Source organism: Streptomyces sp. NPDC057474, assembly GCF_042802555.1.
Lineage (GTDB): Bacteria > Actinomycetota > Actinomycetes > Streptomycetales > Streptomycetaceae > Streptomyces.
In genome coordinates this window covers 40,776-57,268 of sequence record NZ_JBHVDX010000037.1, presented here as the reverse complement: position 1 = coordinate 57,268, position 16,493 = coordinate 40,776, and the positions used below count along the sequence as shown (strand labels likewise).

Below are 16,493 nucleotides of genomic sequence, written 5' to 3'. Positions count from 1 at the left end.
CCTCACGGAACTCCGGCTCGAACTTCCGTCGCTTCTCCGCCATGACTCCCAACTTCCCCTGCAGTCACGGTCTCTACGCTACGAGGGGAGGGACACGCCGAGCTCCCACCGTCCCCGGCAGATCCTTGATGTAGCCGCGGTGCTCGTCGATGTCCAGCCACGTGATCTGCCGCAGCCGCCGGTCGGCGAGCTCGGGGAACCAGCCCTTGATCAGCTTGGCCCAGTCGCCCTCACGCATCGGCGGCCCACCCGGTGTGATCCCGGACGCCTCCGGAGGCTCTGTCGGTCTTGTCCTCAGCCGACCGTGGCGGGGGGCGGTGTCCAGCGGTGGGTGCGGGGGACCGCGCAGGAGACGCCGAAGTCCGCCTTCAGTTGTTCGGGGATGGCGTAGTGCATGACGCGGCCGCGGGTAAGGGAGGACAGTTCGAGGACGGTGGTGAGGTGTCCGAGGCGGTCCAGAGCCCAGGCGCCGAGGGGGGAGGTGTCTTCGATGGTTTCCAGGACGCCGAGAAGACTGGGTACGGCTTTGACGACGGTGTCCCAGGTGGTCCGTGGCACGTCGAGCCAGTCGGCGCAGGTGTCGCCGATCAGGTAGCGGATCAGCGCGGAGACGATCGGGTCGAAGAAGGTGGCGGGGACGATTTCTTCGTACAGGTCGATCAGCTGCCGGGTCAGGTGGGCGCCTTCGGGTGAGGGGCCCATGTGGCGCAGCATGTACAGGTCCAGGAACTGACGTGCTTCGTCCAGTGTCTTGGGGACGGTGTCCTGGTCGACGCCGAGGATGGCGCCGACCACTCGCCAGGCGTAAAAGTAAGCCTGGGCGCCTTCGGTGCTCATGTGGATTCCGAGGCGGTGCAGGCTGTCCAGGACGAGCAGGGAGAAGAACATCTGCCCGCCGATCATGTCCTCCTGGCAGATCGGCACGCCCAGCGTGGCGGTGTCCCACCGGTCTTCACGTTTGAGGTGGTGACGGATGGAGGCGTGCAGCAGGCGGACCTTCTGGGCGGCGGGGATGAAGCGGCTGCCGGCTTCGAACGCGTCAGGTTGCATCAGGTAGACGGTGAACTGCCCGGTCTCCGCCATCCGCTTGGAGGGGTACTGCAGCCCGTGGGTGGCCGACAGTAGTTTCGCCACGTGCGGGACTACGTAGCAAGCGGGCATGGAGGCGAAGGACAGGGCTGTGGAGATGTGCACGTTGTTGTCGATGAAGAACAACCGCGCTTTCTCCATCTCGGCCCAGTCCACCCAGGGCGGCGGTGTGCTGGTTGCTTCGAGGTAGTCGCGGGCCACGTCGGGCAGGCCGTCGGGCAGGCGCTGGCCGGCTGTGGAGACGTAGCGCAGCAAGGTGTTGAACTGGCCGACTTCGCCGCGCTCGAACAGGGTGGCCACGACCGAGTCGGCCAGTTCGTCGCCACGGTGGCGCAGGGCGTCCATCGACGCTTCGGTGTAAGTCATCTCAGTCTCCTCACAGGGCCGGCCCGGCATGCCGGGCCGACTGGGGGTGCGGCCGGTGCTGCATCGCGGGAAGCGGGTCTGCAGGGGGTCAGTGGAGGCGTGCGGTGGCGGAGTTCGCCAGGTTGCTCAGGGCTCGCCGGGCGGGCGGCGGTACGTCGAGGTCGTCCAGGGCGCGGGCCGCTTCTTCCACCCGCACTCTGATCATCTGCTCGATCCTCTGCGGCGCTTTCAGCTCGGTCATCAGTGTGCGCACCTGGTGCAGGTGTTCCCCGCTGAGGTCGCGGCGGCCCAGCACGAGGCGGAGCTCTTCCCGTTGGGCTTGGTCCGCGGCCTGCCAGGTCTCGGCCAGCAGTGCGGTGGGCCGGTGGGTGCGGAGGTCGTCCAGACTGGCCTTGCCGGTTCGTTCCGGGTCACCGAACAGGCCGAGCAGGTCGTCACGCAGCTGGAATGCCTCGCCCAGGGGGAGCCCGTACGAGGACAGGCCCTTCCGCAGTGAGAGACCGGCGCCGGCAAGCAGGCCGCCGAGGAGCAGAGGCTGCTCGACGGTGTACTTCGCGGTCTTGTAGCGGATCACCTTCAGTGAGGCGTCGGTGTCCGGGCGGCTGCCGGTGCGCAGGATCTCCAGGCACTCGCCGGCGATCAGTTCCCGGGCAAGTGCGGCCCACAGCGGGCGGGCACGGGCGAGGTAGGCGCCGGGCAGGCCGCTGGTGACAAACAACTGCCCGGCCAGGGCCATCAGATAGTCGCCGACCAGCATGGCCAGGGACCGTGCGCCCGCACGGCCGCGGGGTCGCCCCCGCAGAGGCGCTTGAAGGGCGATGTGCGCGGTGGGCAGGTTATGGCGGAGCGGGCTGTCGTCGATCAGGTCGTCGTGGACCATCGCCGCGGCGTGCACCAGTTCCATGGATGCCGCAGCGCGCACCAGGGCCTCGCTGTCGGGCTGCCCTGCAGCGCGCCAGCCCCAGTAGCAAAAGGCCGCCCGTAGCCGCTTGCCGCGGCCGGCCGCGAGCTGGAGCCTCTCGGCCACCGGCTTGAGATCGGCATCGATGGCCAGCAGGTGGTCGGCCTCGTCGGCCAGAAATCCATGCAGGGTGTCGTCGATACGGGTTTTGAACGCCACCGGCGCCCAGTGGTCGGTCATGGCTGGCGGGAGGCGGAGGCGGCCTGGCGCGCGAGCACGTGTTGGGCCAGTACTTCCAGGTGGGCGGTCGGCGCACTCGCGTACCGGTCCAGAACTAGCCGGCCCCGCGCCCGCAGATCCTGCTCCGCGCCCCGTGCCAGGTCGGCGGTGTCGGAGCGGCGCAGCAGCGCACGCAAGGTGCCCGCCGCTGATCCGATCGTGCTCACTGCCAGGTCCGCCAAACCCGCAACGAGCAGCACGGCCCGCTCATCCAGCGGCGTCTTCTGCGTCATTCATTTCCCCCATGCACTGTTCACCGATCAGAGCACCCGTCCACAGCACTCCCGTCACAGCATGGCGCGACATAAGCCAAAAAAATCCTGAAATACACCATTGAGTGATAGATAGGAATATCGGGAGATCTGGCAGTTGGTGCCTACGGGGCCGTCCAGTGAGTGGTGGTTCTGGAGCCGTTGGAGGTTCAACGGCGGGCGGCGGAGAGCCGTACGTCGAAGGTGATCTCGAATGCGTTCAGGGCGGCCTCATCGCTGTGACCAGCGTTTGCGTCCCTGGCCGGTGGGACGAGGCACATGACGGTTGTGGACGCGTTTGAGGGCTGCCTGCTCGTTCGGGTTCGCCTGGCAGTCGGCCGGCTCTCCCCGTCGCTACGGGGCACTCCCAACCGGCATCGCGATTCTGGCAAACCGGCAATGGGCCGAATGATCACCTGTCAACGATCACGCCCTAGACCGGCACGACCAGCCGCATCACCAACCCAGCCGGCCGCATCACCAACCTGTCCGAACAGCACCTTCTAGGAGGATGCCGACTGCGGGGGAACCGGCTCTGGGGCAGGCCATGCCTGGTCTCGTGCCGCGCCGTCGCGCGCGGCGTCTTCGAGCGCCCGCAGCAGCGGTTGGAGTCTGGTGTGCCGGGTCAGGACGCGGTCGGTGAGGGGATTGACGACGCCACGCAGGATACCGACCGGCTGCCAGCGGCGAGGAGCGGTGATGCTCGTCGCGCGTCGCTCGATCCCCTGGACCACCCGGCGCGCCACGGCGTCTGGGGAGATCGCGGCGGCGAGGGGGCGGGGAAAGGCGGCGGCGCGCATCCTGGTCGTGAGATCGTGTCCCCCGAAGGCCGGTCGGCTCATCGCGGTTTCCACCCACCCCGGATAGAGAACACCGGCGGTGGCCCCGTGCATGGCCAACTCAACGCGCAGGGCACGGGTGAACTGCTCGACCGCGGCCTTGGATGCCGCATAGGGGGCGTTCGCGGCACCGTTGATGTAGGCATAGGTGGATGCGGTGACCAGGACATGGCCACGATTGGCGACGATCTGCGGGAGAGACGCTCGCACCGTGCGCCACACACCGAGTAGGTCCACCTCGATGATGCGCTCGAACAGCTCTGGATCGATGGTCGCGATGGTGGCGGGAACGTCGGGACCGACGCCCGCGTTGGCGAAGACGACGCCGAGCACGCCGAACCGGTCGACCGTGCAAGCCACCGCGTTCTGCAAGGCCGCCCAATCGGTCACATCCACACTCAGCGACAGCACTCGTTCCTCTCCAAGCTCGCGTGCCAGGTCCGCGACCGAGGAAGCGTTACGACCGGCAAGAACCAGGTTGGCCCCAAGGGCGTGCAGTGCTCGAGCGCTGGCTGCCCCGATGCCACCGGCGGCACCGGTGATGAGCACAGTCTTGTTCGACAGGGAGTACTTGGCCATGGACGGTGTCCTCATGGGGAGTGTGGGGATCTTGGAGTCTCCGGCTGCACGGTGTGCGCATGCACCCGCTTTTGCGGCGCCGCACGGGAGTTGAGGCGGTCGCAGCGAATCGTTGGGCAGCGGTCAGAACGGGGAGTGGTCGAAGGGCGCTGTGGCGTAACCGTCGGCGAGTTCTCTGTAGTGGCTGCTGGTGGTGAGCAGGTCTTTGTGGCTGCCGGTGACAACGGTTCCGTCCTCTCCGATCAGAATGACGTGCCGGGCGTTGCGGATGGTGGACAGTCGGTGGCTGGCGACGAGGACGCAACGGGTGGCCGCCAGGTCGTTGATGGCTTGGGTGATGCGTCGTTCGCTGATGCCGTCCAGTTGGGAGTTCGGCTCGTCGAGGAGGACGATCACGCTGTCGGTGAGAAGGGCGCGGGCCACGGCCAGGCGTTGGCGTTGGCCGCCGGAAAGGTCCTGCGCGCGGCCGAGGGGAGTGTCGAGGGCTTGGGGGAGGCGCGAGACCGCTTTGCGCAGGCCGACCTTCTCCAGTGCGTCCAGTAGCACTTCGTCGCTGGCCGGTCTCGTGAGGCCGAGTTGGAGGTTCTCGCGGACGGTGCCTTCTACCAGGGTGGCCTGTTGGTCGACGTAGGTGGCGCGCAGGCGTAGCTCGCTGAGGGGCCAGCTGTCGACGGGCATTCCCAGGACCCGGATTTCACCCTGATCGGGCAGCGTAAGACGGTTGATCAAAGTGAGCACCGTGGACTTCCCCGCGCCTGAGGAGCCAACGAGGGCGGTCAGGCCGGTTGCGGGGACGTGAAAACTCACACGGTCCAGAACCGGGCTGCTTTCGGGATGGCGGAAGGTCACGTGGTGGAAGGTCACGGCTTCCGCTTCCGGGCATGGGGGTTGCAGGGCGGGTGGTGCGGCGCTGTCCGTTTCCGCGGTAAGGGTGAGGAGTTGGTGGAAGCGGCCTCGCGCAGCCAGACCCGCCTGCAGATGGCCGATGCCGATGGCGGCGACGGCTAGGGGAGAGGTGAGGTGCAGCAGGTAAAGGAAGAAGCCGCTGAAGGAGGCGAGAGATAGTTCCCCCCGCGTGATCCGCTGCCCTGCGGCCAGCGCGACGGCCAGGACCGCGACCTGCTGGCCCACGCTCACGATTAGGCCGATGAGGCACTGGAGACGGGAGACAGGCAAACACGCGGAGCGTACGTTGGCCGCGGCGTGTCCGAGCTTTCGTGCGGCCACGGCCTCGTAGCGGCAGGACTTGATGGTGATGAGCGCGGTGATGTGGGCGGTGAGGCCTTGGGCGAGTTGTCCGAGGGCGTGTTGCTGTGCACCCGCGAGGTGTTTCATGCGGGCCGTCATCACGGCGACACAGGCGCCGGCCAGGCCGAAGGCGCAGGCGGCTACCAGGGTGAGGACTGGGTCGATGACGACCATGGCAGTGAGCGTGGCGGCAGCGGCGATCAGCGCCACCGGGAGGTGGACGAGACCAGTTTCGATGAGTACGCGCAGCAGTACGGCGTCCGACGTGATCCTGGCGGTGAGACTTCCGGCGCCTTGGTCGCGGACGGCGCGCAGCGGCAGCCTCAGCAGGTGGTCCATGGCCCGGCGTCGCAGACGCAGCACGGCACGCTCGCCGACTCCGGCCAGCAGCCATCCGCATAGGGCGTGGAGCCCGGCTGCGCCCAGGACCGCGACGCTCATGCCCACGGCGGGAGGGGTGATCGGTTGATGCCGGGTCAGGGCGTCCGTCACGTCCATGGCCAGCCACGGCACAGCCAGGCCGACGGCGGCCGAGGCCAGGGACAGGACGGCGGACAAGGCGAGCAGCGCCCGGTTGCCGCGTAGGAGATCTGGGCCGATGCGCAGTCCGGACACCGTGCTGTCGCCGGGGGAGAGGGTCGTATCGGCGTGTCGGGTGTGAGCCGTCAGGAGGGTCATGTCGCGATGTCTGCAGTGCGGGGGGCCTCGGGCGGGGGAAGGACGGACTGGTTACGGCCAAGGTGCCACCTGAATGCGGAGGTCAGAGTCTGGGGCAGGTGGCCAATTCCGCAGGCACAGGCCCTGCAGCAGCGGCTGGGGATGCTGACCAGGCGGCCTTTTACGAGATTCCGCATGGCGATGGCGGCGGTGACTACCTGCTCGCTGCTCAGCCACATCCACGAGGGCAACTGACCGACCTCCAGCCCCACGCGCTGGTGGAATGCCGTGCGGATGTAGCTCGGCAACAGAACCCTGATGCGTACTCGGCTGCTTCTGACCGATGCGGAGCGGGCGATGGACTCGGTGAAGGCGAGTACCCAGGACTTTCTGGCGGGGTAGGCGCCGGCCGGCCAGGTCGGTCCGTAGGCGGCGACGGACGCGACGTTGACAACGGCGCCCGAGTCGCGCTGCATCATGCCAGGCAGGACGGTCTGGGTCGTGCGCAGCACACAACCGATGTTCAGCTGCAGAAGGGTCTCTTTGGCCAGCAGGTCCGGGACGGTCTGGGCCGGACTGCCGGTGAGGCGGCGGCTGCCAGGGCCGGTGACCAGGTCGGCGGCCATGGTGGTGACCCGGTGACTGGGGTGCCGCAGCCGGTCAGCGGTGCCCGCCAAGCCTTGCTCGGTGCGGGCGACCGGCGTCAGGTCGTAACCGGCCCGGGCCAGGTGCGTGGCGAAGGCCGGTCCGAGGCTGCCCGAGGTGGCACCGGTGATCACCGCAGTGGGCACGACGGTGCTCCGCTTCGCTGGGAGGGCGAACGTCCGCTCATACCGGCTGGGGGATGTGGTCGGGCGTGAACCGCACTGCCGTGCCGTACAGGTCGAGCAGGCCCTGGAAGGGCTGGGAGGGCAGGTCGGGCTTCCACAGTTCGACGGCCATCTCCCCGTGGTACAGCAGAGGCCAGCGCACGTAGGTCCGCGGGTCGGCGGGGTCGTTGATGGCGTGTGAGCGACGGACGGTGTTGCGGGCGATCTCGACGGTCAGGTCGGTGCCACAGCCGAAGCCGTAGGGAAACTGCTCGCGGTCCGCTCCTACGGTTTCGATCACCGTGTCATCGCTGGAGGTGACGCCGACGTGGGCGTGGATGCCGGCTCGGACGAGGGGGACCTCGCGTTCCCCGTCCGGGTCGAGCACCCATGAGCCTGCCCGGTCCTTGGTGATACGGACGGTGGGGCAGGCGTCCATGAGGGCGCAGATCTCCCATGTCTCCACCGAGGGCTGCATCGGCAGCACGCCGCTCGGGGCCAGAACGCGCAGACGTCGTCCGCCGGTCAGGCGCGGCTCGACGGCCACGACCTGCTCACGCGTCAGGGCCCGCTTGTCGACGTCCCAGGAGCCCGAGGCGCTGACCACCAGGCAGTCAAGGTCGGGGTCGAAGGCGAACAGCATGCCCTCGCTGAAACCCCGCACCCCCATGTAGATCTCGTACTTGTCGGCCAGTTGGTCGGAGACGAAGTCGGACACCTTCAACGGCGGGGACAGCAGACCCAGTTCACCCATTCGGCGTCCCGCGGTAGCGAGTTGCTCGGGTGTGGTGCTGGCCTGCCACGCCTCGGCGGTGATGGCGTCGCGGACAGTGTCGTAGTCCTCGGCGACCTGTTGGGCGCACGCCGTGGTGACCAGCCGATCGCGCATGCGGTCGGCGATGTCGTCCACCTCCGTGGGGTGGCCGCCCTCCATGGTGCACAAGGTCACCTCCCGCACCTGGCCGGGAGCTCCACCGCGCGACACGAACAGGACTTTGGCCGCGCCCAGCCGGCCCATGGCCGTGCGGGCGGTGGCGACGACCTCGGCATGGGGCAGGGCGCTGAGCCGTTCGGGCACCTCGACCACGGCGACGACATGGCGCGGGTTGCGGCGAAGACCGTGGCGTTTGCGCAGCATCGCGCTCAGCGGCGGGTAGTCCTCGGGAACCCGCTCCCGCAGGGGCTGGTCTCCCTCCGGGATTTGCCCGCACATGAGCATCAGGTCGACATCGCCATGGGAGCGGTCGAAGACGGTGTGGCCCTGGACCTCGAACGAGGCGATCAGACGGTCCAGGAAGGCCCGCAGTGCCTGCTGCCCGGCCGGCACCTCCCCGATCACCTGAACCGTGCACGGACGCCACCAGTCGCATGCGGTCAGGTCGGTGCAGACGGTGGATGCGGCAACCGGTGAACTGCTCATGGCCTACCTTCCAGAAACGTCGTCGAGGCCGCCGGGTGGGCCTTCGCGGGCCCCGTTGTGGCCGGCCGTGCGGGAGTGCGATGGACAGGGGTCCGCCTGCCTGTAGACGCGCAGGTGGCGGGCCCTGCGGGGCGGGCACCGGGGCGACGGCGACCCTACCGGCGGCGGGTGGACCGACGGCTTGCCAACAACCCTTCGGGAGGCCGGCGGGCGGCAGGTTGACGCCACTCCACCTCCCGATCCGGCATGTCTGCAGGTGGAGGCCGATGGAGGCCTACGCAGGTTCACCCGCAGTGGTGAATACGCCAGGGCAGGTACAGGGCACCGACTGGCTGAAACAGGGCGCCAACTGGCTGAAGTGCTCCTCCACACGCGCCGACATCACCTATCGCGTTCCCCCGAATGCAGTAACGAGCGAAAGGGCCGTCCCCCCACTCCCTAAGATCGCGGAGGCTTCGGCGACGGAAACACACCGCCGGACCGCCATCGCATGCAGCGCGCCGCTGCCGCCTACCCCCTTGTGCACCGGGAGAACTCCGTGACTGTGGCCCCCGCGAACCTCGACAGGCAGGCCGTGGCGATCGTGGGCCTCTCGTGCCGATTGCCGGGCGGCATCGCCGGCCTGGAGGACCTGTGGGAGGCGCTGCGGGAGGGACGCGATCTGGTGGGCGAGGTACCGCCCGACCGTTTCGATCCCGAACGGTTCGTCGACACGAAGCGGCGCAAGAACAACAAGAGCTACACGGCCGCAGGCGGATTCCTCGAGGACGTGACCGGCTTCGACAACGGCTACTTCAAGCGGATCTCACCGCGCGAAGCAGCCCGCATGGACCCGCAGCACCGGCTGTTGCTGGAGATGGCGGTCGAGGCCCTGGACGATGCCGGCCTCGACCAGAGCGCGACCGCCGGCTCCGACACGGCGGTGTTCGTCGGCATGTCGAGCCACGACTACGCCGACCTCCAGGCCTCCGGCGCGGACGCCCCCAACGCGTACACGATGGCCGGTCTCGCGGCGACCAACGCCGCCAACCGCATCTCCCACCTGCTCGACTGGCACGGCCCGAGCATGACGGTGGACACCGCCTGCTCCTCGGCGCTGACCGCTCTTCACCAGGCGTGCGAGACACTGCGGACGGGCCGGGCCCGCATGGCACTGGCCGGCGGAGTGAGCGTCCTGCTCAGCCCGTTCGCCTTCACCGGGTTCTCAGCCGCCTCCATGCTGTCGCCGACCGGCCGTTGCCGCGTCTTCTCGGCCGAGGCCGACGGCTACGTGCGCGCGGAAGGCGGCGGCGTGGTGGCGCTCAAACGCCTGACCGACGCCCTCGCGGACGACGACCGCATCCACGGGGTGATCCTGGCGAGCGGCGTCAACAGCGACGGCAGCACCACCGGGCTGGCACTTCCCAGCGCCCAGGCACAGGCGGCACTGCTGGAGCAGGTTTACACCCAGGCCGGGGTGTCGGCCGACGACCTCGCCTACTTCGAAGCCCACGGAACCGGCACCCCGGTGGGCGACCCGATCGAGTGTGATGCCATCGGCCGCGCCCTTGGCACTCGCCGCACTGCCGGGCCGCTGCCGATCGGATCGGTCAAGAGCAACACCGGTCACTTGGAGGCCGCCTCCGGCATGGCCGGACTGCTCAAGGCCCTGCTCGTCCTGCGCCACCGCCATATCCCGCCGACCCTGCACGCCCAGCCGCTGAGCCCCCACATCGACTTCGGCGGCTGGCAACTCGCCCCCTGCACCGAGGCCAGGCCCCTGACCCAGCAGCGGCCGGTCGTCGGCGTCAACTCCTTCGGCTTCGGCGGATCCAACGCGCACCTCGTCCTCGCAGCCGCACCCGCGGTGCCCGACACCGACCGGCCCGAGCAACCCGGCGGTCTGTTGCCGGTGGTGGTGTCGGCCCGTACACCCGAAGCACTGGACGCCGCGGCCACCCGCATGGCCCATCGGCTGCGGGAAGAGGCCCCGGAGGGCTTCTACGACGCCGCGTGGACAGCCGCACGCCGACGCACCCTGCACCCGCACCGCGCCGTCGTCCTTGCCTCCGGTGGCCGGCAGGCAGCCGAAGCGCTGGAGGCCGTCGGCCAGGGCGCAACCCCGCTACCCGCCGCCACCGCCACCGGACAGGCGGTGACGGACGGCCGGGTGGTGTTCGCCTTCAGCGGCAACGGCTCCCAGTGGGCCGGCATGGGCGCGGACCTCCTGCGCGAGGAGCCCGCTTTCCGCGCCGCGCTCACCCGGGTCGACGACGCACTCACGCCCCACCTGGGCTGGTCGGTGCGTGAGGAGATGGCCGGCGCCGACCCCGCCCGCATCCAGGCCACCGAGATCGCCCAGCCACTGCTGTTCGCCTTCCAGATCGGCCTGGTGGAACTACTCAAGGCACGCGGCATCCGCCCCGCCGCGGTCCTGGGCCACAGCGTCGGCGAGATCGCCGCCGCCCACGTCGCAGGCGCCCTCGACCTGCCCACCGCCGCCCGGGTGGTCGCCGAACGCAGCCGTGCACAGGCCGCCACCCGCGGCAAGGGCCGCATGGCCGCGATCGGCCTGTCCGCGGAGGAAGCGGCCAAGGAACTCGCCCCCTACGCCGGCACCCTGGAGATCGCCGCCGTCAACGGCGACCAGGACGTCACCGTCTGCGGCCCCGAGGAAGATCTCCGCGCCCTGGGCCGTGACCTGGACATGCGCGCGACGTTCTTCCGCATGCTGGAACTGGACTACGCCTTCCACAGCCGCGCCATGGAACCCATCCAGGACACCCTGCTCGACTCCTTGGACGGGCTGCGCCCCCGCGCCACCGGCATTCCGTTCGTCTCGACGGTCACCGGCGCCACCTGCCCGGGTGAGGCCCTCGGAGCCCACTACTGGTGGCGCAACGTCCGCGAACCCGTCCTGTTCGGACCGGCGCTGCGCACCCTGCTCGACGACGGCTACGACACCTTCGTAGACATCGGCCCCCACCCCGTCCTGCGGCCCTACCTGCGCAAGGCCACCAAAGACCTGGAACGGCCGGTACTGACCACGGGCACCTGCGCCCGCGCGGTGCCCGGGCCCGCCGCCGTCGACACCGCGGCCGCCCACCTGCTGGCCGCCGGCGCCCGCGCCCACTGGGACACCTTCTTCCCCCGGCCGGGCCGGACAGCGGACCTGCCCGCCTACCCCTGGCAGCGCGAACGGCACTGGCACGGCGACCCCCAGTGGTGGCTGCGCGTCACCGGCGAAACCACCCCTGTCCAGCACCCGCTGCTGGGAGCGCGCGTCTCTGTCCAGCAACCCGCCTGGTCCAACCTGGTGGAGCCCACCCGGCTACCGTGGCTGACCGACCACCAGGTCGCCGGCGCCGTCGTCATGCCCGCCGCCGCCTATCTGGAGATGGCACTCGCCTCGGGCCGACTCGTCCACGACGCCCCCGTCGAGGTCAATCACCTCCTCATCACACGCGCCCTCGACCTGCCCTGGGACGACGACACCACCGACGTCCGCGTACAGGTCTCCCTCCACGAACCCGACCAGGCCCTGGAGATCGCCGCCCGCACCCGTGACGACCTGCCCTGGCAGCCGTACGCCCGCGCCCGGGTGAGGCGCCTGCTGGCCACCGCACCGGCCCCCATCGACCCCGCCGCCCTGCGCTCGCGCCTGCACACCCACCTGGACGCCGCCGAGCACTACGCCCGCGCCCGGCGCGCCGGCCTCGCCTACGGCCCCGCCTTCCAGGTCCTCACCGACCTGCGCTTGCAGGACGGCGAAGTCCTCGCCTCCTACACACTGACCGAACCCGCCGACGGCTACCACGTCCACCCCGCGCTGCTGGACGGCGCACTGCAGGCAGGCGGCTGCCTGTCCACCGTCGACGGCGAGTACCTGCCCTTCCTGCCGGTCGCTGTCGAAGCACTGCGACTGTGGAACACCCCGCCGCAGACCGGCCTGATCCATGTACGTCTGCGTGAGAGCAGCCCCCAGGAACTGTGCTGGGACATCACCCTCTCCGACGCCGACGGCCAGGTCTGCCTCCAGCTCACCGGCTGCCGTCTGCGCCGCATGGGCAACACCCCCACCGAACCCGTGCAGCACCTCGTCAATGTGCTGCGCGCCGCCCCCAGCGCCGCCGGACCGGCACAGCCCGCACCCCTGCCCTCGCCCACCGTCCTGGCTCAGGCATGCCTGCCCTACCGCGACCAGCTGGAGAACGCCTGGCGCGGGGAGGGCCACGAGAGCGGACTGCAAAGCCTGCGCGAGTGCTGCTCCCGCCTCATCGCCGACGCGTTCGCCCAGCTACTGCTGCCGGGACAAGTCGAGTTCGACACCGCTGACCTGATGGCGGGCGGCATGCGGCCCAACCACGCCCGGCTGGCCGAACTGCTCGCCCACGCCACCCGCGGCCTCGTGCGCCAGACCCGGCCGGCCCAGGAGGACCGCCCCGCTCGCTGGCACCTCCCCGACACGGACGGCCCCCCGCCGCTGGAGCTGTTCCAGCGGCTCGTACGGGACTTCCCCCATCAAGCGGTCGAGATCTCCCTGTTCGGCCGGTGCTGCCTGCACCTGGCCGACGTACTGCGGGGCAAGCGCGATCCGCTGACACTGCTCTTCGACGAACCCGACCGCCATCTGATCGAGTACTTCTACAGCGACGCGGTCCAGCCCCGCTTCCACAACCAACTGCTGCGCGCCCTGGTGCGCGAGCAGATCCGCACCTGGCCCGCCGACCGGCCGCTCCGGATCCTGGAGATCGGCGCCGGCACCGGCAGCAGCACGGCCCTGCTGCTGCCCCACCTCCCCGCCGAACGAACCGCTTACACCTTCACCGACCTGTCTGCCGGCTTCTTCCCCCACGCCAAGGCCCGCTTCGCCGACTTCGACTTCGTCGACTACCGCTGCCTCGACCTGAACCAGGATCCGGCCGAACAGGGCTTCACCGAGGCCTCCTTCGACCTGGTGATCGCCACCAACGTCCTGCACGCCACCCGAGACCTGCGCGCGACCCTCGCCCGCATCACCCACCTGCTCGCCGACGGTGGACAACTCCTCGCCCACGAGACCCACGAGCCCGGCTTGCTGGCCCCCTGCTTCGGAACCCTTGACGGGTTCTGGGACTTCACCGACACCTCGCTCAGGCAGAACTCCCCCCTACTGCCGGCGGACGCCTGGGCATCCCTGCTGCAGGAATGCGGCTTCGACGAGGTCGCCCAGCTCGGGCACGACCAGCCCCTGCCCGAACTCGAGTACTCAGTGATCTGCGCTCGCCGCACAGAACGGGCCACCACCGGCAGCCCCGCCCCCGAGGCCCCGCACACCGCCCAGGACACCCGCTGGCTGCTCGCCGCTGAGACCCCGGACAGCGACCTGATCCACACCCTCGCCGACGCCCTCACCCGCACGGGCGCCGACGTCCACCTCACCGGTCTGCAAGAGGCCCCCCAGCACTGGGACCAGATCGCGGCGGACCAGCAGCCCCCGAACACCGTCCTGATCTTCGACGCCGGCCACCCCGCCGACGGCCCCTCCCAGACCTCCGAACAAGCCGTCACCCGACTCGGTGCGCTACAGACCCTGGCCGGCACCGCCTCGCATCTGCAGACCGCAGCCACCGCCAACCTGTGGATCATCACCCGCCCCAGCGGCATCCACCCGGCCCCCGAACAGCCCCACGTCCCCCACGACGCGGTGCTGTGGGGGGCCACCCGCTCCCTGGCCAACGAAATCCCCCACCTGGCCGTCCGGCGCATCTCCCTGGACGCCGGACCCCAGCCTGAAGACGACGCCCGGCGCCTGGCAGCCGAACTGCTCCACCCCACCGACGAGGACGAGGTCGTCCTGACCCGCGGCGGGCGCTTTGTCCCACGCACCGTCGCCCTGCGCGCGGCCACCGACACCCACGACAACCCCGCCCCGGTGCCCTTCACCCTGCGCCTGCACGACGCCGGCCTGCACCCCCGGCTCACCTGGGCACCCGACCACCCGCAACAGCCCGCCGACGACGAGGTCACCATCGCCGTCGAAGCGGCCGCCCTCAACTACCGAGACGTCATGCTGGCCGTGGGCCTCCTGCCACCGGGAGCGGAGACACCACTGCAGGACGGGCCGGCCCTGGGCCTCGAATGCGCAGGTACGGTCACCGCCGTCGGCAGCACCGTCACCCACGTCGCACCGGGCGACCGCGTCTACGCGCTCGCACCCCGCAGCCTCAGTTCCCAGGTGACCGTCAACGCCCGCCTCGTCGGCCCGATCCCCGACGACGTGACGTTCGCCGAAGCCGCCACCCTTCCCGTGGTCTACTTCACCGTCCACCACGCCCTCGAACGACTCGCCCGCCTCCAGGCAGGCGAGACCGTCCTCATCCACGGCGCCGCGGGCGGCATCGGACTGGCCGCCCTCCAACTCGCCCGGGCACGAGGCGCCACCGTCATCGCCACCGCCGGCACCCCCGCCAAACGCGACCTGCTGCGCATGCTCGGCGTCCCCCACGTCCTGGACTCCCGCACCCTCGACTTCGCCGAACACGTCCGTGACGTCACCGGCGGCCAAGGCATCGACGTCGTCCTCAACTCCCTCGCGGGCGAGGCCATCAGCCGCAGCCTGGAACTCCTGCGGCCAGGCGGGCGCTTCCTGGAACTCGGCAAGCGCGACATCTACGCCTCCACCCCCCTGGCCCTACGGCCCTTCGGCAACAACATCGCCTTCTTCGGCGTCGATGCACACCAACTCATCTCCAGCCGCCTGCCCCAGGCCGGCACCTGCTTCGACGAGATGGCACAACTGATCACGGACGGCACCTACCGGCCACTGCTGCACCTGGCCTACCCCGCTGCCCGCATCGGCGAGGCACTACGAGCCCTGCAACGCTCCCGCCACCTCGGCAAGGTCGTCATCACCTTCGAGGAGCCGCCGCCCATCGACAGGACCCATCCGCCCCTGCGGCTCTCCCCTCACGCCACCTACCTCATCACCGGCGGACTCAGCGGCCTCGGAGCCGCTCTCGCACACCGCCTCGTCGACCACGGCGCCCGCCACCTCGCCCTCCTGGGCCGCAGGGGCGCCGACACCCCTGGTGCCGCCGGCCTCATCCAGGCCCTGGCCGACCGCGGCGCCGAAGCCACCGCGCACACCGCCGACGTCACACACGAGGGGGACCTGCGCCGGGCGCTGGCTGCCATCGACGCCGGCCACCACCCGCTGCGCGGAGTGATCCACGCCGCGATGGTCCTGGACGACGCCCCGCTCGCCGAACTCACCGACGAGCGCATCCGCACCGCCCTGGAACCCAAAATGCTGGGCGCAGCCCTCCTAAACGCCCTCACGCGCGACCACGACCTTCACATCTTCGCGGCCTGCTCCTCGGTCACTGCCTGGTTCGGCAACGCCTACCAAGCCAACTACACCGCCGCCAACGGCTACCTCGAAGCGCTCACCCGCAACCGGCGCGGCACCGGGCAGCCCGGCACGACCGTGGCCTGGGGCGCGATCGGCGACACCGGCTACGCCGCCCGCCACGGCATCACCGACATGCTCGCCCGTCTCGGCCTGGACAACCTCACCCCCGACGAAGCCTGCACCGCCCTCGAAGACGCCATCGCCCGGAACACCGACGTAAGCGCCGCCGCCAGGATCGACTGGGCCCGCATCCGCAGCATGATGCCGGCCGTGCAGACCCCCCGGCTGGCCGGTCTCATCCCCGCCCACACCCCCCAGGACGACGGCCCCGACCACCTGCGCCACCGCCTCGCCACCGCCACCCCCGACAAGGCTCTCACCCTGGTGGCAGACGCCATCACCCAAGTCCTCGCCGACATCCTGCAGACCGATCCCGCCCGACTCGACCGCGACCGCCGCCTGGACCAACTCGGCCTGGACTCCCTCATGGCCGTCGAAGCCGTCATCGCCGCCCGCCGCCGCCTGGGCTGCGAACTGCCGACTCTGGAATTCCTCAACGCCCAAGGCATCACCGATCTCGCCAGGCGCGCCCTGATCCGCCTCGGCCACCAAGCCCCCACCCAGACCCCGCTCACCCATTGACCCCACCCGCGTGCCCGCCCGCCCACCGCCCTGTGGAGGAG

Annotated in this window: 9 protein-coding genes; 1 reads left to right on the top strand and 8 read right to left on the bottom strand. The window is 70.0% G+C overall.

The features are described from left to right. Positions 1-73: 73 nt before the first annotated feature. From ACFU53_RS13855 to ACFU53_RS13820, 8 genes are all read right to left on the bottom strand, one after another. Positions 74-238 (bottom strand): hypothetical protein, encoded by a 165-nt coding sequence (locus ACFU53_RS13855; protein WP_383990528.1) that lies wholly within the window; start codon positions 236-238, stop codon positions 74-76. 56 nt (positions 239-294) lie between these two features. Next, a complete protein-coding gene (locus ACFU53_RS13850) occupies positions 295-1,455 on the bottom strand; it encodes an oxygenase MpaB family protein (RefSeq protein ID WP_383990526.1) in 1,161 nt (386 codons plus the stop codon). 88 nt (positions 1,456-1,543) lie between these two features. After that, positions 1,544-2,596, bottom strand: coding sequence for a polyprenyl synthetase family protein (locus ACFU53_RS13845; protein ID WP_383990523.1), 1,053 nt, complete (start codon positions 2,594-2,596; stop codon positions 1,544-1,546). Then, the gene (locus ACFU53_RS13840) at positions 2,593-2,868 is read right to left on the bottom strand and encodes a polyprenyl synthetase (RefSeq protein WP_383990520.1); all 276 of its coding nucleotides are present in this window, start codon (positions 2,866-2,868) and stop codon (positions 2,593-2,595) included. Before ACFU53_RS13840 ends, ACFU53_RS13845 begins: the two co-directional genes overlap by 4 nt. Before the next feature lie 521 nt (positions 2,869-3,389). Next, positions 3,390-4,304 carry a short-chain dehydrogenase/reductase gene (locus ACFU53_RS13835; protein WP_383990517.1) on the bottom strand — a complete coding sequence of 305 codons (915 nt, stop codon included), beginning with the start codon at positions 4,302-4,304 and terminating at the stop codon, positions 3,390-3,392. Positions 4,305-4,427: 123 nt separating this feature from the next. Further along, positions 4,428-6,230 (bottom strand): ABC transporter ATP-binding protein, encoded by a 1,803-nt coding sequence (locus tag ACFU53_RS13830; RefSeq protein WP_383990514.1) that lies wholly within the window; start codon positions 6,228-6,230, stop codon positions 4,428-4,430. Beyond that, positions 6,227-7,000, bottom strand: a complete 774-nt coding sequence (locus ACFU53_RS13825) for an SDR family NAD(P)-dependent oxidoreductase (protein ID WP_383990511.1) — start codon at positions 6,998-7,000, stop codon at positions 6,227-6,229. The genes ACFU53_RS13830 and ACFU53_RS13825 overlap by 4 nt, the downstream gene beginning before the upstream one ends. Positions 7,001-7,037: 37 nt before the next feature. Further along, a complete protein-coding gene (locus ACFU53_RS13820; protein WP_383990508.1) occupies positions 7,038-8,438 on the bottom strand; it encodes a hypothetical protein in 1,401 nt (466 codons plus the stop codon). A 538-nt stretch (positions 8,439-8,976) separates the two neighbouring features. Between ACFU53_RS13820 and ACFU53_RS13815 the strand changes: the two genes are divergently transcribed. Further along, positions 8,977-16,452 (top strand): SDR family NAD(P)-dependent oxidoreductase, encoded by a 7,476-nt coding sequence (locus ACFU53_RS13815; protein ID WP_383990505.1) that lies wholly within the window; start codon positions 8,977-8,979, stop codon positions 16,450-16,452. Positions 16,453-16,493 lie beyond the last annotated feature (41 nt).